This window comes from Arenibacterium halophilum (assembly GCF_005938225.1).
In the GTDB taxonomy this organism is placed as follows: Bacteria; Pseudomonadota; Alphaproteobacteria; order Rhodobacterales; family Rhodobacteraceae; genus Arenibacterium; species Arenibacterium halophilum.
In genome coordinates, this window is sequence record NZ_VCPC01000004.1 from 389,686 (window position 1) to 406,973 (window position 17,288).

Below are 17,288 nucleotides of genomic sequence, written 5' to 3' on the forward strand. Positions count from 1 at the left end.
GCTCTAGATCTTGGTGAAGACCGCGATCAGCGCGGTATCGTCCTTGTGGTGGCCCTGCGCCTTGGTGCCGTAAATCTTCGTCTCGGTCAGGGTCAGGTCACGTATCGCGCCTTTGGACAGCGCGTCGAACTTGGCCGCGAACCCGGCCGATTCGTAGTGCGAGGCCTTGATTGACAGTGCAAAGATCGCGCCAGGCTGGGCCACGGGCATCAGCGATTCAATCGCGTCGGGGCCAACGTGACCGGTGGTGAACGTGCCGGACGACACGACTCCCGCATAGGGCGCGCCCTCAACCGGCAGGCCGACGTTCAGATCGGCCTCGAATGTTTTGCGGTAGACGCCTTTGATTTTTGCGACCTCCAGCATCTCGGCCGAGATATCGGTGCCATCCACCGGCTTTACGCGGTGCCCGGCCAGCGCCAGACCGCACAGGCCGGTGCCTGCGCCCACGTCCAGAACCGGGCCCTGCCCACCGGCCTCAGCAAAGGCGCGGGCGGTGTGCAGGTGCAGTTCATAATCTTCCTTCGCGGCGAAGGTCGAATCGTAGTCTTTTGCCCAATCGCCATACAGGCGACGGGAATCATCGGGGGTTTGCAGCGCGTAGGCCGCCTCCAAATCTGTTTTGCTCATGCCCCACAACATGACGTCTGAGGCCAGGATTTCAAGCCGCGTCGAAATCCAGCACCAGCGTGTCACTGGTCGGGCGGGCCTGACAGGCAAGCGTGAACCCGGCCTCGGTCTCCCATGGTTCCAGCGAATAGTTCACCGCCATTTCAGCGCTGCCCTCGGCCACCTTGCAGCGGCAGGTGCAGCACATGCCGCCCTTGCAGGAAAACGGCAGTTCCAGCCCCTGACGCGCGGCGGCATCCAGCACGGTGTCGTCGCCTTCTTCCACGGTGAAGCTGCGCGAGGCCCCATCCAGCACCACGGTCACGGCCACGCCAGATTTGGCGGCGGCTTCGGCCTGCGCCGAGCGGGGCGCGCGGGGGGCTTCGCCGTCCTGATAGAAACGTTCGAAATGAATGCGCTCGGGTGCGACACCCGCGCCTTTCAGCGTGTCTGCCACATCGTCGATCATCGCGCCCGGCCCGCACAGGAACACGCCATCGGCGGCCTTCAGATCGACCGCGCCTGATTTCGCCAGCTGGGCAACCTTTTCGCCTGTGATGCGCCCGTTCAGCAGCGGCACATCCTGCGCCTCGCGCGAGAGGATGTGGATCAGGCGGAACTGTTCCAAGTAGCGGTCTTTCAGCGCGTCCAGCGTGGCGCGGAACATGATGCTGTCGCTTTGACGGTTGCCGTAGACCAGCGTGACATTGGCGCCGCGCGCCAACGCTTCGGAGGCGATGGACACCATCGGCGTGATCCCCGACCCGGCGGCAATCAGCACGATGTCGCTTTCGCCATTCACGCAGAACCGGCCTTCGGGTGCCATCACGGCCAGCTTTGCACCGGGCGTCAGCCCCTGGGCAAAGCCAGAAAACACGCCATCGGCGATCTGTTTCACCCCCACGGTCAACGCCGTCCCCGGCGCGCTGGCAATGGAATAGGACCGGCGCACATCGGCGCCGTCAATGTCGGCGCGCAGCGTCAGATACTGGCCGGGGCGGTAGGCAAAGGTGTCGCGCAGCGCCTCGGGCACGTCAAAGCTGATGGCGACGCTGTCGGCGGTTTCGCGGCGAATGTCAGAGATGGTCAGATCGTGGAACATGTCGTGCCCCTCAGATGCATTTGAAATAGTCGAACGGTTCGGCACAGGCGCAGCAGCGGTAATGCGCCTTGCAGGCGGTCGAGCCGAATTCGGAAAGTTTCTCGGTGTCGGTGCTGCCGCATTTCGGGCAGGGCACGGTGGTTTCGCCGAACAGCGCCAGTTTCGACCCCGTGCTTTCGACCGGCGGCGCGATCCCGTAGGCGCGCAGCTTCTCGCGGCCCTCATCCGTGACCCAATCGGTCGTCCAGGGCGGCGACATGACCCGTTCGATCCGTGCCTCGAACCCGGCTTGCAGAAGCGCGGCCTCGACCGCCAGTTCGATGGCCAGCACGGCGGGGCAGCCCGAATAGGTCGGGGTGACGCCCGCCACGGCCACGCCATCCTGCATCCGCACCCAGCGCAGAATGCCAAGGTCGGCCACCGTGACGCAGGGCACCTCTGGGTCGGGCACGGCGGCGGCGGCGGCCCAGGCGCGGGCCTCGTCCAGCGATGTGGCCTCGGTTACCACGTCGCGCCCGGATGGGCCCGGTGGACCGATTGCATCTCGGCCAGCATATGCCCCAGCTGTTCGCCATGCCGCCCGTCGCGCCCGCCGCTTTGCGGGTATTTCGACGGCTCAAATGTCATCCCGGCTTCGTCAAAGACCTCGGCGATCGTCGCCTCCCAGGTCGCACGCAGATCGGCACGGCGGGGCAGTGCGGGCACGTCTTCGGCGGCGCCTTCCTCGAACAGCTCGCCCACATAGATCGACAGCGCCTCGGCAGCGTCGGCCATGCGGCGCGCGCTTTCCTCGGTGCCATCGCCCAGCCGGATCACCCATTCGCCCGCGTGGCGGATGTGATAGGCCATTTCCTTGACCGCCTTGCCCGCGATGCCCTGAATGGTTTCATCCTCGCTGGTCAGCGCGGCGGTCCAATAGGGGTGCATGAAGGCCGCGAAATACAGCTGGCGCAACATGGTATGGGCGAAATCGCCGTTGGGCCGTTCGACCAGCAGCAGGTTGCGATACTCGCGTTCGCTGCGCAGATAGGCCAGATCGTCCTCGCCTCGGCCCTTGCCCTCGACCTGCCCAGCATAGTCGTACAGCGACCGCGCCGTTCCGATCATGTCGAGCGCCATGTTCGGCATCGCCAGATCTTCCTCGAGCATCGGCGCGTGGCCGCACCATTCGCTGACCCGGTGGCCCAGCACCAGGTGATCGTCGGCCAGTTCCAGAAGCGCGTCGAACAGGGGCATCACATGTGCCCCACTTGTTCGGGGATGTCGTAGAACGTCGGGTGACGATAGATTTTCTCGCCCGGCTCGAAATTCTCGCCCGCCTGATCGGGGTCGCTGGCGGTGATCGCGGCCGAGGGCACGACCCAGATCGAATTGCCTTCGCCCCGGCGCGTATAGACATCGCGCGCGGCTTGCAGGGCCATCACCTCGTCCGTGGCATGAAGCGAGCCGACGTGTTTATGTGACAGCCCGTTGCGCGGGCGAATGAACACTTCCCAAAGGGGGACTTCACCAGTCATGGTGGTTTCCTTCTTATAAAGAATTTCCGGGGTGCGGGGGCGTGCCCCCCGCTGAATGCGCGTTACTCGGCGGCGACGGCCAGCTTGCGGGCGCGGCGCTTTTCGGCATGGGCCAGCGCGGCCTCGCGCACCCATTCGCCATCGTCCCATGCCTTCTTGCGGGCGGCGACACGGTCGCGCGCGCAGGGCCCGAAACCTTTGACCACGCGCCAGAATTCGTCCCAGTCGATCGGGCCGTGATCGTAGCCGCCCTTTTCCTCGTTCCACTTCAGTTCGGGGTCGGGGATCGTCAGGCCAAGGAACTCGGCCTGCGGCACGGTCGCGTCGATGAATTTCTGGCGCAGTTCGTCGTTGGTGAAGCGTTTGATCTTCCACGCCATCGACTGATCCGAGTGCTGGCTGTCGGCGTCATGCGGGCCGAACATCATGATCGAGGGCCACCACCAGCGGTTCAGGCTGTCCTGCGCCATCGCCTTTTGCTCGGGCGTGCCGCGCGCAAGGGTCATGACAATCTCGTACCCCTGCCGCTGGTGAAAGCTCTCTTCCTTGCAGACGCGGATCATCGCGCGGGCATAGGGGCCATAGGAACAGCGGCACAGCGGGATCTGGTTCATGATCGCAGCGCCATCCACCAGCCAGCCGATGGTGCCGATATCGGCCCATGACAGCGTGGGATAGTTGAAGATCGACGAATATTTCGCGCGCCCGTCCAGCAGTTCTTCGGTCATCTGCTTGCGGGTGACGCCCAGCGTTTCAGCGGCAGAGTAGAGATACAGGCCGTGCCCGCCTTCGTCCTGCACCTTGGCCAGCAGCGCGGCCTTGCGGCGCAGGCTGGGCGCCCGGGTGATCCAGTTGCCCTCGGGCAGCATCCCGACGATTTCCGAATGCGCGTGCTGGCCAATCTGACGCACCAGCGTGCGGCGATAGCCTTCGGGCATGTCGTCGTTGGGTTCGATCTTTTGCTCGGCATCCACGCGCGCCTGGAAGGCGGCCAGAAACTCCGGCGTTTCCTCGGTGCGCCCATCGGCGCCGATCAGACCTTGGCTGTACATGGCTCGGGCTCCTCCTCGCTTTCTGCTTGCATGATATGTTACGAAAAATGCAAAATCAAGAAATCTTTGTAACGCTTGAGTTGCCGGGCGGGGCGGGTCATCAAGCGATATGGACAAGATATTGTTTTCCTTCGGACACGGCTACAGCGCGCAGGCCCTGGCGCGGCTGCTGCTGCCGCGCGGCTGGCGCATCATCGGCACCACGCGGACGGCGGAAAAGGCCGAATCACTGCGCGAAACGGGGATCGAGCCGGTGATCTTTCCGGGCGACGGGGGGGTGCCGCCGGGGCTGGAGCAGGCGACGCATCTGCTGATCTCGGCCGGGCCCACGGCTGATGGTGATCCGGTTCTGAACGCGCTGGGCGACACCATCGCCCGCATCGCGCCCCGGCTGGACTGGGCGGGCTATCTCTCGACCACCGGCGTTTATGGCGACCATGACGGCGGCTGGGTCGATGAAACCACGCCGCTTGCGCCGTCCACCCGGCGCGGGCGCTGGCGGATGCAGGCCGAAGCCGACTGGCAGGCGGTGCCGGGTCTGCCGCTGCACATCTTCCGGCTGGCCGGGATTTACGGCCCCGGGCGCGGCCCTTTCGCCAAGGTGCGCGCGGGCACGGCGCGGCGGATCATCAAGAAGGGGCAGGTGTTTTCGCGCATCCACGTAGATGACATCGCCCAGATCGTGGCGGCATCCATCGACCGGCCCGATCCCGGTGCGATCTACAACTGCTGCGACGACGACCCGGCCCCGCCGCAAGAGGTGATCGCCCATGCCGCCGAGCTGCTGGGCCTGCCAGTGCCGCCCGCGGTCCTCTATGACGAGGCCGAGATGACGCCCATGGCACGGTCGTTCTATGCCGAGAGCAAGCGGGTGCGGAACCATCGCATCAAGCAGGCGTTGGGAATCCGGTTGCTGTATCCTGATTATCGCAGCGGCCTGCGTGCCTTGCTGGAACAGGATCCCCCCACCGAATGACCGACGCCACCGCCGATCACCAACCCACGCCCGCGCGGCTGCGCGGGCTGACCGATCTGCTGGATGCCCTGCGTCGAGCGACGAATGGTGACAAGGCAAGTGTGGCCGATCTGCTGGGCGCCTTGGGCGAGCGCAGCTTTACCCCGCTGCTGCTGGCAATTTCGGTGATCCTGATTTCGCCTGTCTCGGGGATCCCGACGGTGCCGACGATTTCCGCCGTGATCATCGTGCTGATCGCGGTGCAGGGGCTGATGGGGCGGCGGCATCTGTGGCTGCCGGGGTTCATCCTGCGCCGCCGGGTCGATGCCAGCAAGCTGCGGCGCGGGTTCGACTGGCTGCAAAAGCCCTGCGCCTGGGTTGATCGTCATTCCCACGCTCGCCTGCGCCTGCTCACCCGAGGCCCCGCACGCACGGTGGCCTTTCTGGTTTGCGTTCTGCTGCCGCTGACATGGCCCGCGCTGGAACTGTTGCCGATGGTCACCTCGGTCGGTGCCACGGCGTTGGCGCTGCTGACCTTTGGTCTGCTGACCCACGACGGGCTTTATGCCTTCCTGGGCTACTGCGTGATCGGCGCGATGGGCGCACTGGTCTGGTGGCTGATCTAGGCGCGCTTTTCGCCAATCCGCGCGACGCCCAGCACATCCAGCACCTTTGCCTCGATATCCGCCGCATTCATGCCGGCACTCGCGTACATGTCGGCCGGGCTGGCATGGTCGATGAAGGTATCCGGCAGTACCATCGAGCGGAATTTCAGCCCGGTATCGAACTGCCCTTCCTCGGCCAGAAGCTGCGCCACATGGCTGCCAAAGCCGCCAATCGCGCCTTCCTCGATGGTGATCAGCGCCTCGTGGTCCGCCGCCAGCCGCAGGATCAGGTCGCGGTCCAGCGGCTTGGCAAAACGCGCATCCGCCACGGTGGGGGAAATGCCGCGCGCGGCCAGCGCCTCGGCGGCCTGTTCGACCTCGGCCAGACGGGTGCCGAATGACAGGATCGCCACCCGCGCGCCCTCGCGCACAATGCGGCCCTTCCCGATCTCCAGAACTTCGCCCTTTTCCGGCAGCTCGACCCCGGTGCCTTCGCCGCGCGGATAGCGGAAGGCAATCGGCCCCTCGTCATGGGCGGCAGCGGTGGCGACCATGTGTTTCAACTCGGCCTCGTCGGCGGCGGCCATCACCACGAACCCCGGCAGGTTGGCCAGGTAGGCCACATCGAAACTGCCTGCATGGGTGGCGCCATCGGCCCCCACCAGCCCGGCGCGGTCGATGGCAAAGCGCACCGGCAGTCGCTGAATCGCCACGTCATGCACAACCTGATCATAGCCGCGCTGCAAGAAGGTGGAATACATCGCGCAGAACGGTTTCATCCCGCCGGCGGCCAGCGCGGCGGAAAAGGTCACGCCGTGCTGCTCGGCAATGCCCACGTCGAAACAGCGGCTGGGAAAGCGTTCGGCAAACAGGTTCAGCCCGGTGCCATCGGGCATCGCCGCCGTCACCGCGCAAATCTTGTCGTCCTCGCCCGCCAGCCGGGTCAGCTCGTCGCCAAAAATGCGGGTATAGCTGGGCGCGTTCGACGGCGCTTTCTTCTGCTCGCCGGTCACCACGTCGAATTTGGCCGTGGCATGGCCCTTGTCGCGCGCACGTTCCGCCGGGGCATAGCCCTTGCCCTTGCGCGTCAGCACATGCAGCAGCACCGGCCCCGTCGCCCGCGCGCGCATGGTGCGCAGGATCGGCAGCAGCGCGTCCATGTCGTGCCCGTCGATGGGGCCGATATAGGAAAAGCCCAACGCCTCGAACAGCGAGCCGCCCATCGCCATGCCCTTCAGCATCTCCTTGGCGCGCTTGGCACCTTCGCGGAACGGCCCGGGCAGCAGGGATACCGCGCCCTTGGCAGCGGCCTTCAGATCGTGCAGCGGCGCCTCGGCATATAGCCGCGACAGATGCGACGACAGCGCGCCGACCGGCGGCGCAATCGACATTTCGTTGTCGTTCAGGATCACGAACATGCGCTTCTTCAGATGCCCGGCGTTGTTCATCGCCTCGAACGCCATGCCCGCGCTCATCGCGCCATCGCCGATCACCGCAACCGTATCGCCCAGCCCCTCGGGCGGGTTGCCGCCCAGGTCACGCGCCACGGCAAAGCCCAGCGCCGCGCTGATCGAAGTCGACGAATGCGCCGCCCCGAACGGGTCGTAAGGCGATTCCGAGCGTTTGGTGAACCCGCTCAACCCGTCCTTCATGCGCAGCGTGCGAATCCGGTCGCGCCGCTCGGTCAGGATTTTGTGGGGGTAACACTGGTGCCCGACGTCCCAGATGATCTTGTCCCTGGGCGTGTCGAACACCGCGTGCAGCGCCACCGTCAGCTCGGTCACGCCAAGCCCCGCGCCCAGATGCCCGCCGGTGACCGACACGGCCGAAATCGTCTCGGCCCGCAGCTCGTGCGCCACCTGCGTCAGCTCGGCATCGCTGAGGTGTTTCAGGTCGGCGGGCCGCGAAATGCGGTCCAGCAAGGGCGTGGCAGGTCGGTCGGACAACGGCGCCTCCAGTCTGGGCGGGATCAGCTTTCGCGCGAGATAACGAAGCGAGCGGTCTCCCGCAAGGTTTCGGCCCCCGCACCATAGGAACTTAGGGCATCGCAGGCCGATGTCACCAGATCGCGGGCGCGCCGCTTTGCCGCGTCCAGCCCCAGCAGCGACACGAATGTCGCCTTGCCCGCCGCCGCATCCTTTTGCAGCCGCTTGCCGGTCTTGGCCTCGTCGCCTTCGACATCCAGAATGTCATCGGCAATCTGGAACGCCAGCCCGAGGTCGCGCGCATAGCGGCCCAGCGGCCCGGTATCGGCCCCCGCCATCACCGCGCCCGCCGTGGCGGCCCATTCGATCAGCGCGCCGGTCTTGCCCGCCTGCAACCGGGTGATCGCGTCCAGATCCAGCGGCGTGCCGGCGGCCTCGGCCGCAATGTCCAGCGCCTGCCCCAGCACCATGCCGCGCGCGCCCGCCGCCCGGGCCAGCCCCAGCGACAGTGCGGCCCGCGCCTCTGCCTCGCCACACCGCGCATCGCTCACCAGCTCGAACGCCAGCGCCTGCAAGGCATCGCCCGCAAGGATCGCGGTCGCCTCGTCCCACTTGATATGAACGGTGGGCAGCCCCCGGCGCAGATCGTCGTCATCCATCGCGGGCAGATCGTCGTGCACAAGCGAATAGGCGTGCATCGCCTCGATCGCGGCGGCAGGCCACAGCGCGCGCGCCGCATCCACCCCGTGCAGCCGCGCCGATTCCATCACCAGAAACCCGCGCAGCCCCTTGCCACCCCGGCAGGCATGATGCATCGCATCGCTCAATGGCAGCGGTGCCAGCCCGTCAAGGCAGGTCATCAGATGGGCCTGAACCGCCCCGCCGACGGTCGACAGCCGATCCTGGATCACGTCACATTCCTTCGACAGGCTTGGTTCCGGTGGGGGCGCCATTGCCGTCCAGCGTGATCGCGGCCACCTTTTCCTCGGCCCGCCTCAGCTCTTCGTCGCAGCGTTTCTTCAGCGCCGCGCCGCGTTCATACAGCGAAATCGACTGGTCCAGCGCCACATCGCCGCGCTCCAGCTTGTCGACAACGCTCTCCAGCTCTTTCATCGCCTGTTCAAAGCTCAGGTCTGTAACGGGTGTCTCGGTCATGTCGCTGCCTTGATCAATTCTTCCACATGCGCCCGGGCCGACGCGGCAAGCGCCTTCAGATCATAGCCGCCCTCCAAAGTCGAGACCACGCGCCCGCCACAGCACTCTGCCGCCACCGCGCAAATCTCGCGGGTCAGCCAGGCGAAATCCTCGGTCTCCCACATCAGCTGGGCCAGCGGGTCATCACGATGGGCGTCGAACCCGGCCGAGATCACGATCAGCTCGGGCTTGAAGGTACGCAACCGGGGCAGGGCCAGCCGCGTATAGGCCGCGCGCATCGCCGCGCCATCGCTGTCGGGGGTCAGCGGAATGTTCAGAATCGTGTCATGCGCCCCGGTTTCATCGGCCCGGCCCGATCCCGGCCACAGCGGCATCTGCTGGCTGGTGATCACCAGCGCGCGTGGCTCGTCCCACAGCAAATCCTGCGTGCCATTGCCGTGATGCACGTCGAAATCCACCACGGCGACCCGAGACAGCCCGTGATGATCCAGGGCATGTTTCGCCGCCAATGCCGCATTGCCGAACAGGCAGAACCCCATGGCCACGTCCGTCTCGGCATGATGCCCCGGCGGGCGGATCGCGGCAAAGGCCGCGTGCGCCTCTTCCCCCAAAACCATATCGACAGCCCGCACAGCGGCCCCGGCCGCGCGAAACGCCGCATCCAGAGACCCGGGCGACAGGAACGTATCGCCGTCAATCTGCACGATCCCCTGCAAGGGCAAGGCGCGCCGCAGATCGGCCAGATAACTGGCCGGGTGGATGCGGAGCACGTCATCTTCGGCAGCCAAAGGCGCCGTCACCCGAAGCAAATCCAGATCCTGCAGCGCAAGCAACACATGCTCCAGCCGCGCCACCCGCTCGGGGTGGCCATCGGGCGTCTCGTACCGCAAACAATCGGCATGGGTGATCAGCGCAACTGTCATCTTCTTCTTTGCCCAAATACTCAAAATCCGACGCCGCCGGAAACGCGTCGTCGCAAAGGCTCAGTCCGGGGCCAGCATATACCCGGCGCCGCGCACCGTCTGCAGATACCGGGGCTGCTTCGGGTCGGCCTCGATCTTGCGGCGCAGCCGGGTGATCTGCACGTCCACGGCGCGTTCCTGCGCCTGCCCCCGGTCGCGCCCCAAATCTTCGACCAGCTTGGTGCGGCTCACGGCTTCGCCGGGGCGGGCGGCGAAAATCCGCATCAACTGGCTCTCCGTGGCAGTCAGGCGCACGATCTCTTCGCCCTGCCACATCTCGCCGCGCTCGATGTCATAGCGGATCGGCCCCAGCGTCAGCACCTTGGGCGCAGTGGCCGCGGCGGGCAACTCGGGCATACGCCGCAAGATCGCATTGATCCGCAGAAGCAATTCCTTCGGTTCGAACGGCTTCGAGAGGTAGTCGTCCGCCCCGGCTTCCAGCCCCGAAATCCGGTTCTCGGTCTCGCCCCGCGCGGTCAGCAACAGGATCGGCGTCGCCTTGGTCTCGCGCAGCGCGCGGGTCAGCGAAATGCCATCTTCTCCGGGCATCATCACGTCCAGAACGATCAGGTCGAAATCCAGCCCTGACAGGATGCGCCGCGCATGGGCGGCATCGCGCGCCGAGGTCACAAGAAACCCGTGCCGCATCAGGAACTTCTTCAGCAGATCGCGAATCCGCTCGTCGTCGTCGACAATCAGCAGATGTGCATCAAGTTCGGCCATCACACCCCATCCCTGAGCCGTGTATAGACCCGCCGCAGCTCTGGGTCCATCATTGCCTCCAGCACCTGGCGAAAGCCCGAAACCGCCTCGGGCCCGGCCTCGCGGTAGGCGGCGCGCATCCGGGCGCGCTGGGCATCCGACAGTCGCGCCTCCAGCGCGCGGCCCGCGTCGGTCAGGTGCAGATGGCGTTCGCGCTTGTCGGCATGGCCGACCCGGCTTTCCACCAGCCCGTCTTCGACCAGAGTGCGCAGCACGCGGTTCAGCGATTGCTTGGTCACGCCCAGAATGGTCAGCAGGTTGTTCACCGTGGTGCCCGGCGCGCGATTGATGAAGTGAATCGCCCGGTGATGCGCGCGGCCATAGGCCAGATCGTCCAGGATACGGTCGGGATCGGCGGTAAACCCCCGATAGGCAAAGAACATTGCCTCGCTTCCCTGACGCAACTGTTCGTCGGTCAGAAAAAGCAGGCTCTCGCCGCCCTGTGTACGCCCGTCCGACATGCCATCCCCGTTGTCACGATTTGTGGCACCTTAAGTCAGCGATATTGACATTCCAAGGCCCAAGCGGTAGGCAGCGCCAGTTTCCACGCAACTTTCCGTTATCTATCGGGGTATGTTGCGCAACAAATGAAAAGACGTTCGCAAAGGAGAGCCGCGATGGCAGCGTATGACGATCGTGATGGCAAAATCTGGCTGGATGGCAAGATGGTCGATTGGCGGGACGCGAATGTCCATATCCTGTCGCACGCGCTGCATTATGCCAGTTCCGTGTTCGAAGGCGAACGCTGCTACAACGGCAAGATCTTTAAGGGTGTCGAGCATTCCGAACGCCTGCGCAAATCCGCCCAGATGCTGGATTTCGAAATTCCCTACACGGTCGAGGAAATCGAAAAGGCGAAATACGACATGCTGGCCGCCAACGGCTGGACGGACGCCTACGTGCGCGCGGTCGCATGGCGTGGCGCGGGCGAAGACATGGGCGTGTCGGCCAAGCGCAACCCGGTCCGGCTGGCGATCACCGGCTGGGAATGGGGCAACTACTATGGCGACGCCAAGTTCAAGGGCGCCAAGCTCGACATTTCCAAATGGAAGCGCCCCAGCCCGGAAACCATCCCGGTCCATGCCAAGGCGGCGGGCCTTTACATGATCTGCACGATGTCCAAGCACGAGGCCGAGGCCAAGGGCTGCTCGGACGCGCTGTTCATGGATTATCGCGGCTATGTGGCCGAGGCGACCGGCGCCAACATCTTCTTCGTCAAGGACGGCGAAGTGCATACGCCGCTGGCCGACTGCTTCCTGAACGGGCTGACGCGCCAGACCGTGATCCAGATGCTGAAGGATCGCCAGATCGTCGTGCATGAACGCCACATCATGCCGGAAGAGCTTGAAAGCTTTGAGCAGTGCTGGCTGACCGGCACCGCGGCCGAGGTGACCCCGGTGGGCCAGATCGGCGACTTCACCTTCGAGGTTGGCGCCCTGACCCGCGACATTTCGGACAGCTACGAAAAACTGGTTCGCGCCTGACCTTTTGCACGGTTAGTCTGCGGGCGCCTTCGGGCGCCCGTTTGCGTTTGGGGTTCTGGAGAGGAACAGGCGATGCTGTCCTATCAACACGGCTATCACGCCGGGAACATGGCCGATGTACACAAGCACGCGCTGCTGGCGCTAGTGCTGGACTACATGGTGCGCAAGCCCAAGCCCGTCACCTACCTGGAAACGCATTCGGGGCGCGGGATCTATGATCTGACCAGCGCCGAGGCGGAAAAGACGGGCGAGGCGGCGGCGGGAATCCTGCGCGTGGAATCCCGGTTCGCACCCGATCATCCGTACCTGCGCGCGCTGGGTGCCGCGCGCGCGATTGGCGGGCCGATGGCCTATCCCGGCTCGCCTGCCGTGGCGCGGGCCTTCCTGCGCGAAGGCGACAGGATGGTGCTGGCCGAAAAACACCCGGCCGAGGCGGCAGGCTTGCGCGCTGCCTTTCCGGGGGCCGAGGTCCGCGAAACCGACGGCCCGCAGATGGCGCTGTCACTGGTGCCGCCAACGCCCCGCCGGGGCGCCCTGCTGATCGACCCGAGCTATGAGGTGAAGACGGAATTCGACACTATTCCACGGCTTTTCCACAATTTGCGACGGAAGTGGCCGGTTGGCGTGGTGATGCTGTGGTATCCTATCCTGGCTTCTGGCGCCGATGCCGGGTTGGTGTCTGCACTGGGCGATCCGGAGGAAGAGGTGCTGCACCACCGCGTGCGCTTTGCCCCGGCGCGGCCCGGGCACGGCATGATCGGCAGCGGCATGGTCATTGCCAACCCGCCATGGGGGCTGGCAGATGCGGCACGGGCGCTGGAGCCGATGATCGACTGAGCGCCCGCGCCATGTCGTCAGGCTACGGTGGTCGTCACGTCGACGTTGCCGTTGATCGCGTTGGAATAGGGACAGATCTTATGCCCGGCTTCGGTGATCTTTTCCACCTCGGCCTTGTCGAGCCCCGGCATCGACACAACCAGATCGACCTTCAGGCCGAACCCGGTGTCGCTGCGCGGGCCGATGCCCACATGCGCCTCGACGCTGGCGTCTGCCGGGATCTCGGCCAGCGATTTGTCCTTGGACTGGGCGAACTTCATCGCACCCAGATAGCAGGCGGCATAGCCCGCCGCGAACAACTGCTCGGGGTTGTTGCCCTTGCCGTCGCCGCCCATTTCCTTCGGCACACCCAGCTTGACGTCAAGCGAGCCGTCAGCAGTTTTGGCGGCGCCGTCGCGCCCGCCGGTTGCCGTTGCTTTCGCGGTATAGACCGGATCGATTGCCATGATAGAGTCTCCTTTTTGTATCGCGTGCGATATAATCGTAGGCGATAGATAAGTCATCCTATGGTTAGTTCAAGGCTTGCAGAAAGATCGTGCGCGATTAAATTACCGTCATGACCAAACCGATGCCCACCACCGACGATCTGTTGTGCTTTGCGCTGTATTCAACCAGCCACGCGATGATGCGGCTGTATCGGCCACTTCTTGCCCCGCTGGGCCTGACCTACCCGCAATATCTTGTGTTGGTCGCCCTTTGGGACCGCGACGGGCGCAGCGTCGGCGATCTGGGCGAGCAGGTCGCGTTAGAGTCGAATACTCTGACTCCGCTGCTGAAACGCATGGAAACCGCCGGGCTGATCAACCGGCGGCGCGGGGCGCAGGACGAACGGGTTGTAACGGTGCATCTGACTGACGCAGGCAGCGCCTTGAAAGACAAGGCCGCTGAGGTCACCGCCTGCGTGTTCCAGGCCACGGGCCTGTCGCTGGAAGAGGTCGCCGACCTGCGCGCCCGAGTCGAGGCGCTGCGGCACAAGATCGAGGCGGCGGGTTAGTCGCACCAACACGTCACAATTCCTTGGTAAAAGTTTCACGGCCTCTACGGCTGCGCGTTACAAACTCCGGTTGAAACCCTTGCATCGTTCACGCCCACACCGGGCCAGCAAGGACACATCCCATGCCAAACCTCATCCGCCCTTCGCGCCGCGCCTTCCTGGCTGGTGGCACCGCCTTTACCGCCGCTCTTGCAATGCCGGCAATCAGCCGCGCCAGTTCGCGCCCTGTGTTCACGCACGGCGTGCAATCCGGCGATGTAGACACTGTTTCCGGCATGATCTGGACCCGCACCGACCGCCCTGCGAAGGTGATGATGGAAGTGTCCACCACCGAAAGCTTTGCCAACGCGCGCCAGCTTGCGCCGCTGTTCACCGGCCCGTCCTCGGACATGACGGTGAAGCGTCTGGTCGAGGGTCTGCCTTCGGATCAGGACATCTTCTACCGCTTCGTGGCTGCCGATCTGACCGAAACCTCGCTGCTGTCGGACCCGATCGTGGGGCAGTTCCGCACCGCGCCGATGTCGCGCCGCGACGTGCGCTTTGCCTGGTCGGGTGACACCGTCGGCCAAGGCTGGGGCATCGACGAAGACGGTATGCTGACCTATGCGACGATGGCGAAACACCGCCCCGACTTCTTCCTGCATTCGGGCGACACCATCTATGCCGATGGCCCCTTGCAGGACGAGGTGGAGAAGGACGGCCAGATCATCTGGAAGAACACCGTCGTCACCGACGAAAAGCGCAAGGTCGCGGAAACGCTGGACGAATATCGAGGCCAGTGGAAATACAACATGATGGACGATCATGTCCGCGCGCTGAACGCCGTCTGCCCGACCTTCATGCAGTGGGACGATCACGAGGTCATCAACAACTGGTCCTCGACCCGCTCGATGATGGACGACGACCGCTATACCGAGAAATCCATCGGTGTCCTGCAACAGCGCGCCACCCGCGCCTTCCACGAGATGACCCCGCTGCGCATCACCCCGGCCGAGCCAGGCCGTGTCTATCGCAAGATCAACTATGGCCCGATGCTTGACGTGTTCTTCCTGGATATGCGCAGCTATCGCGGCCCGAACACGGAAAACCTGCAGACCGAGCTGACCGACGCCGCCCGCATTCTGGGCACCGAACAGGTGGCATGGCTGAAACGCGAGTTGGCGCAGTCGCAGGCGACGTGGAAGGTGATCGCATCCGACATGCCCATCGGGCTGGTTGTCGGTGGCGGGCAGGAAGCCGTGGCCAATGGTGACGGTGGCGAAGCCAAGGGCCGCGAGATGGAGATTGCGGACCTGCTGCGCTTTATCAAATCGGCGCGCATCCAGAACACCGTCTGGTTCACCGCCGATGTGCATTACACCGCCGCGCATTACTACAACCCGGAACAGGCGCAGTTTCAGGATTTCGAACCGTTCTGGGAATTCGTGTCGGGCCCGCTGCACGCCGGCACCTTCGGCCCCGCCGACCTGGACGGCACCTTTGGCCCTGAGCTGAAGTACGTGAAAGCACCGACCGAGGAGCAGGGCCAGAACCTGCCGCCCAGCGCCGGTTTGCAGTTCTTCGGACTGGTCGACATCGACGGCGCGACCCAGCAGATGACGGTGCGCCTGATGGATCGCGGCGATACCGAGCTGTTCAAGGTCACGCTGGACCCTGCCGGTATGTCGATCTGACGGAACTGGCGGCGCCCGTTCCGGCGGGCGCTGCCACCCATTGGCGGTTTAGAAATCGACGCCGCGCTGGGCCTTGAATCCGCTCTGGAAGGCGTGTTTCGTCTCGCCCATCTCGGTCACGGTATCGGCATAATCGCAGATCTCGGGTTTGGCGTCGCGGCCCGTCAGGATGACGCTGGTGCGGTCGGACCGCGCCTTCAGCGCCTCCAGAACAGTGTCTACCGAGAGGTATTCATATCTCAGCGCGATATTGATTTCGTCCAGCACGACCAGATCGTAATCGCCCGATTGCATCATTTCGCGCGCCTTGTCGAAGGCGGCGGTGGCGGCGGCGATGTCGCGGGCCTTGTCTTGCGTATCCCAGGTGAATCCTTCGCCCATCGAATACCAGGTGACGTTGCCCGCCTCTTCGAAAAAGCGACGTTCGCCCGTGATCCATTTGCCCTTGATGAACTGGACCACGCCCACCGTCTGTTTCCAGCCCAACGCGCGGATCACCACACCAAAGGCGGACGAGGACTTGCCCTTGCCCTTGCCGGTGTGCACCAGCACCAGCCCGCGGCCGGGGTCGACCCGCTCGGCCACCTTGGCGCGTTGCTTGGCCTGCACGTCCTGCATCTTTTGCTTGTGGTCGGTTGCCTCGGTCATTCCTGTCTCTCCACGCTTTGGGCAGGGCGGACCCTAACGCCGCGCGCGGGGTTAGGAAACCTCAGGATTTCGGATAGCTGACCGAGCGCGCCTTGGCGTTCATCAGCCCAAGCTGGCGTTCGCGCCAGATCACCAGCCCGTTGCCCGCCACCACCAGAAGCGCGCCGGCCAGCATCACCAGCGTCGGCAGTTCAGAGAACCAGAAATACCCGATCACGATGGCGGCCAGAAGCGAGGCATAGTCGAACGGCGCCAGCATCGAGGCCGGGCCAAAACGGTAGGACGAGGTGACAAGGATCTGCGCGATCCCCCCGATTAGCCCCACCGCCACCAGCAATAGCAACGTATGCCCCGAGGGCATGACCCAGCCGAACGGGGCGGTCAGCAGGGCCAGAACCGTGGCGGTGCAGGAGAAATAGAACACTACGGCGGCGGTATCCTCGGTCTGGACCAGTTGGCGGATGTGGATCTGCACGAAAGACCGGCAGATGGTTGCGGCAAGGATCAGCAGCGCACCCAAAGTCGCGGTATCCTGCAGTGCGCTGGATGTGCCAAGCCGGGGCCAAAGCATGATCATCACGCCGACCAGCCCCAGCGCCACGGCCGAGATACGGAACAGCCGGATGCGTTCGCCCAGCATCACCGCGGCAAGGATCACCGTGAAGATCGGCGTGGCATAGCCGATGGCCGTCGCCTCGGGCAGGGGCAGAAAGGCGAGCCCGGCAAAGGACAGCCCCATCGCGGTGGTGCCAAGCACCCCACGCGCCAGGTGGCCACGCAGATTGCGCGCCACCAGCCCGTCGCGCAGTTTCCCCCGCGCGGCCAGCCAGACCAAAATCACCGGAATCGCAAAGATCGAGCGGAAGAACACCGCCTCGCCCGGGGGCACTTGATCGGCGGTCTCCTTGATCAGCGCGCTGGTAACGACGAACATCGACACCGCCAACAGTTTCAGCAGGATCGCCAGACCGGGCCGGTGTTGGGTTATTTGTGCGGGCATGGCGCGAC

The 17,288-nt window shown here is 64.8% G+C and carries 21 protein-coding genes; 6 read left to right on the plus strand and 15 right to left on the minus strand.

Going from position 1 to position 17,288, the window contains the following annotated elements; translation table 11 throughout:
• Window positions 1-3: 3 nt before the first annotated feature.
• The 6 genes from FGK64_RS18820 to paaA form a co-directional block, all read right to left on the minus strand.
• A complete protein-coding gene (locus FGK64_RS18820; protein ID WP_138865387.1) occupies window positions 4-630 on the minus strand; it encodes a class I SAM-dependent DNA methyltransferase in 627 nt (208 codons plus the stop codon).
• 31 nt (window positions 631-661) lie between these two features.
• A complete protein-coding gene (locus FGK64_RS18825) occupies window positions 662-1,711 on the minus strand; it encodes a 2Fe-2S iron-sulfur cluster-binding protein (protein WP_138865388.1) in 1,050 nt (349 codons plus the stop codon).
• Window positions 1,712-1,721: 10 nt separating this feature from the next.
• Window positions 1,722-2,219, minus strand: coding sequence for a 1,2-phenylacetyl-CoA epoxidase subunit PaaD (gene paaD / locus FGK64_RS18830; protein ID WP_138865389.1), 498 nt, complete (start codon window positions 2,217-2,219; stop codon window positions 1,722-1,724).
• Complete coding sequence (paaC, locus tag FGK64_RS18835) at window positions 2,213-2,947, minus strand: 1,2-phenylacetyl-CoA epoxidase subunit PaaC (protein WP_138865390.1); 735 nt, start codon at window positions 2,945-2,947, stop codon at window positions 2,213-2,215. Before paaC ends, paaD begins: the two co-directional genes overlap by 7 nt.
• Window positions 2,947-3,228 carry a 1,2-phenylacetyl-CoA epoxidase subunit PaaB gene (gene paaB / locus FGK64_RS18840; RefSeq protein WP_138865391.1) on the minus strand — a complete coding sequence of 94 codons (282 nt, stop codon included), beginning with the start codon at window positions 3,226-3,228 and terminating at the stop codon, window positions 2,947-2,949. The genes paaC and paaB overlap by 1 nt, the downstream gene beginning before the upstream one ends.
• Window positions 3,229-3,290: 62 nt before the next feature.
• Window positions 3,291-4,280, minus strand: a complete 990-nt coding sequence (gene paaA, locus FGK64_RS18845; RefSeq protein WP_138865392.1) for a 1,2-phenylacetyl-CoA epoxidase subunit PaaA — start codon at window positions 4,278-4,280, stop codon at window positions 3,291-3,293.
• Between the two features lie 109 nt (window positions 4,281-4,389).
• Between paaA and FGK64_RS18850 the strand changes: the two genes are divergently transcribed.
• On the plus strand, window positions 4,390-5,256 hold the full coding sequence (locus tag FGK64_RS18850; RefSeq protein WP_138865393.1) for an SDR family oxidoreductase: 867 nt from the start codon (window positions 4,390-4,392) through the stop codon (window positions 5,254-5,256).
• Window positions 5,253-5,861 (plus strand): exopolysaccharide biosynthesis protein, encoded by a 609-nt coding sequence (locus FGK64_RS18855; RefSeq protein ID WP_138865394.1) that lies wholly within the window; start codon window positions 5,253-5,255, stop codon window positions 5,859-5,861. Before FGK64_RS18850 ends, FGK64_RS18855 begins: the two co-directional genes overlap by 4 nt.
• Here the strand turns inward: FGK64_RS18855 and dxs are convergent.
• The 6 genes from dxs to FGK64_RS18885 are packed head-to-tail and all read right to left on the minus strand — an operon-like array spanning window position 5,858 to window position 11,105.
• On the minus strand, window positions 5,858-7,786 hold the full coding sequence (dxs, locus tag FGK64_RS18860) for a 1-deoxy-D-xylulose-5-phosphate synthase (protein ID WP_138865395.1): 1,929 nt from the start codon (window positions 7,784-7,786) through the stop codon (window positions 5,858-5,860). The two genes, FGK64_RS18855 and dxs, sit on opposite strands and share 4 nt — an antisense overlap.
• A gap of 23 nt (window positions 7,787-7,809) precedes the next feature.
• Window positions 7,810-8,625 carry a polyprenyl synthetase family protein gene (locus tag FGK64_RS18865; protein ID WP_138865495.1) on the minus strand — a complete coding sequence of 272 codons (816 nt, stop codon included), beginning with the start codon at window positions 8,623-8,625 and terminating at the stop codon, window positions 7,810-7,812.
• Between the two features lie 52 nt (window positions 8,626-8,677).
• A complete protein-coding gene (locus tag FGK64_RS18870) occupies window positions 8,678-8,920 on the minus strand; it encodes an exodeoxyribonuclease VII small subunit (RefSeq protein ID WP_138865396.1) in 243 nt (80 codons plus the stop codon).
• Window positions 8,917-9,843, minus strand: a complete 927-nt coding sequence (locus FGK64_RS18875) for a histone deacetylase family protein (RefSeq protein ID WP_138865397.1) — start codon at window positions 9,841-9,843, stop codon at window positions 8,917-8,919. The genes FGK64_RS18870 and FGK64_RS18875 overlap by 4 nt, the downstream gene beginning before the upstream one ends.
• 60 nt (window positions 9,844-9,903) lie before the next feature.
• Window positions 9,904-10,605 (minus strand): response regulator, encoded by a 702-nt coding sequence (locus tag FGK64_RS18880; protein ID WP_138865398.1) that lies wholly within the window; start codon window positions 10,603-10,605, stop codon window positions 9,904-9,906.
• Window positions 10,605-11,105 (minus strand): MarR family winged helix-turn-helix transcriptional regulator, encoded by a 501-nt coding sequence (locus FGK64_RS18885; protein WP_138865399.1) that lies wholly within the window; start codon window positions 11,103-11,105, stop codon window positions 10,605-10,607. The genes FGK64_RS18880 and FGK64_RS18885 overlap by 1 nt, the downstream gene beginning before the upstream one ends.
• A gap of 156 nt (window positions 11,106-11,261) precedes the next feature.
• Here FGK64_RS18885 and FGK64_RS18890 point away from each other — a divergent pair, with 156 nt between their 5' ends.
• Window positions 11,262-12,128: a branched-chain amino acid aminotransferase gene (locus tag FGK64_RS18890; protein ID WP_138865400.1), complete on the plus strand. Its 867-nt coding sequence runs from the start codon at window positions 11,262-11,264 to the stop codon at window positions 12,126-12,128.
• 72 nt (window positions 12,129-12,200) lie between these two features.
• The gene (locus FGK64_RS18895; protein WP_138865401.1) at window positions 12,201-12,965 is read left to right on the plus strand and encodes a 23S rRNA (adenine(2030)-N(6))-methyltransferase RlmJ; all 765 of its coding nucleotides are present in this window, start codon (window positions 12,201-12,203) and stop codon (window positions 12,963-12,965) included.
• A gap of 17 nt (window positions 12,966-12,982) precedes the next feature.
• Here the strand turns inward: FGK64_RS18895 and FGK64_RS18900 are convergent, their stop codons facing one another.
• Window positions 12,983-13,411 carry an organic hydroperoxide resistance protein gene (locus tag FGK64_RS18900; RefSeq protein WP_138865402.1) on the minus strand — a complete coding sequence of 143 codons (429 nt, stop codon included), beginning with the start codon at window positions 13,409-13,411 and terminating at the stop codon, window positions 12,983-12,985.
• A gap of 110 nt (window positions 13,412-13,521) precedes the next feature.
• On the opposite strand from FGK64_RS18900, the gene FGK64_RS18905 reads away from it, so the two are divergent.
• Complete coding sequence (locus FGK64_RS18905; protein WP_138865403.1) at window positions 13,522-13,959, plus strand: MarR family winged helix-turn-helix transcriptional regulator; 438 nt, start codon at window positions 13,522-13,524, stop codon at window positions 13,957-13,959.
• A gap of 122 nt (window positions 13,960-14,081) precedes the next feature.
• Window positions 14,082-15,632, plus strand: coding sequence for an alkaline phosphatase D family protein (locus FGK64_RS18910; RefSeq protein ID WP_138865404.1), 1,551 nt, complete (start codon window positions 14,082-14,084; stop codon window positions 15,630-15,632).
• Between the two features lie 48 nt (window positions 15,633-15,680).
• Here FGK64_RS18910 and cobO read toward each other — a convergent pair whose 3' ends face one another.
• Together cobO and FGK64_RS18920 are read right to left on the minus strand one after the other, a co-directional pair.
• Window positions 15,681-16,280, minus strand: a complete 600-nt coding sequence (cobO, locus tag FGK64_RS18915; protein ID WP_138865405.1) for a cob(I)yrinic acid a,c-diamide adenosyltransferase — start codon at window positions 16,278-16,280, stop codon at window positions 15,681-15,683.
• A 61-nt stretch (window positions 16,281-16,341) separates the two neighbouring features.
• The gene (locus FGK64_RS18920) at window positions 16,342-17,280 is read right to left on the minus strand and encodes a DMT family transporter (protein WP_138865406.1); all 939 of its coding nucleotides are present in this window, start codon (window positions 17,278-17,280) and stop codon (window positions 16,342-16,344) included.
• Between the last annotated feature and the right edge of the window lie 8 nt (window positions 17,281-17,288).

What these genes read in the sequence shown, in the direction of transcription:
- FGK64_RS18910 (WP_138865404.1), top strand. Translation starts at nt 14,082, where the DNA reads ATGCCAAACCTCATCCGCCCTTCGCGCCGCGCCTTCCTGGCTGGTGGC.
- FGK64_RS18875 (WP_138865397.1), bottom strand. Translation starts at nt 9,843, where the DNA reads ATGACAGTTGCGCTGATCACCCATGCCGATTGTTTGCGGTACGAGACG.
- FGK64_RS18890 (WP_138865400.1), top strand. Translation starts at nt 11,262, where the DNA reads ATGGCAGCGTATGACGATCGTGATGGCAAAATCTGGCTGGATGGCAAG.
- FGK64_RS18820 (WP_138865387.1), bottom strand. Translation starts at nt 630, where the DNA reads ATGAGCAAAACAGATTTGGAGGCGGCCTACGCGCTGCAAACCCCCGAT.
- FGK64_RS18850 (WP_138865393.1), top strand. Translation starts at nt 4,390, where the DNA reads ATGGACAAGATATTGTTTTCCTTCGGACACGGCTACAGCGCGCAGGCC.
- cobO (WP_138865405.1), bottom strand. Translation starts at nt 16,280, where the DNA reads ATGACCGAGGCAACCGACCACAAGCAAAAGATGCAGGACGTGCAGGCC.
- paaC (WP_138865390.1), bottom strand. Translation starts at nt 2,947, where the DNA reads ATGCCCCTGTTCGACGCGCTTCTGGAACTGGCCGACGATCACCTGGTG.
- FGK64_RS18865 (WP_138865495.1), bottom strand. Translation starts at nt 8,625, where the DNA reads ATGACCTGCCTTGACGGGCTGGCACCGCTGCCATTGAGCGATGCGATG.
- FGK64_RS18920 (WP_138865406.1), bottom strand. Translation starts at nt 17,280, where the DNA reads ATGCCCGCACAAATAACCCAACACCGGCCCGGTCTGGCGATCCTGCTG.
- FGK64_RS18880 (WP_138865398.1), bottom strand. Translation starts at nt 10,605, where the DNA reads ATGGCCGAACTTGATGCACATCTGCTGATTGTCGACGACGACGAGCGG.
- FGK64_RS18825 (WP_138865388.1), bottom strand. Translation starts at nt 1,711, where the DNA reads ATGTTCCACGATCTGACCATCTCTGACATTCGCCGCGAAACCGCCGAC.
- paaA (WP_138865392.1), bottom strand. Translation starts at nt 4,280, where the DNA reads ATGTACAGCCAAGGTCTGATCGGCGCCGATGGGCGCACCGAGGAAACG.
- FGK64_RS18905 (WP_138865403.1), top strand. Translation starts at nt 13,522, where the DNA reads ATGACCAAACCGATGCCCACCACCGACGATCTGTTGTGCTTTGCGCTG.
- FGK64_RS18885 (WP_138865399.1), bottom strand. Translation starts at nt 11,105, where the DNA reads ATGTCGGACGGGCGTACACAGGGCGGCGAGAGCCTGCTTTTTCTGACC.
- FGK64_RS18855 (WP_138865394.1), top strand. Translation starts at nt 5,253, where the DNA reads ATGACCGACGCCACCGCCGATCACCAACCCACGCCCGCGCGGCTGCGC.
- FGK64_RS18895 (WP_138865401.1), top strand. Translation starts at nt 12,201, where the DNA reads ATGCTGTCCTATCAACACGGCTATCACGCCGGGAACATGGCCGATGTA.
- paaB (WP_138865391.1), bottom strand. Translation starts at nt 3,228, where the DNA reads ATGACTGGTGAAGTCCCCCTTTGGGAAGTGTTCATTCGCCCGCGCAAC.
- FGK64_RS18870 (WP_138865396.1), bottom strand. Translation starts at nt 8,920, where the DNA reads ATGACCGAGACACCCGTTACAGACCTGAGCTTTGAACAGGCGATGAAA.
- FGK64_RS18900 (WP_138865402.1), bottom strand. Translation starts at nt 13,411, where the DNA reads ATGGCAATCGATCCGGTCTATACCGCGAAAGCAACGGCAACCGGCGGG.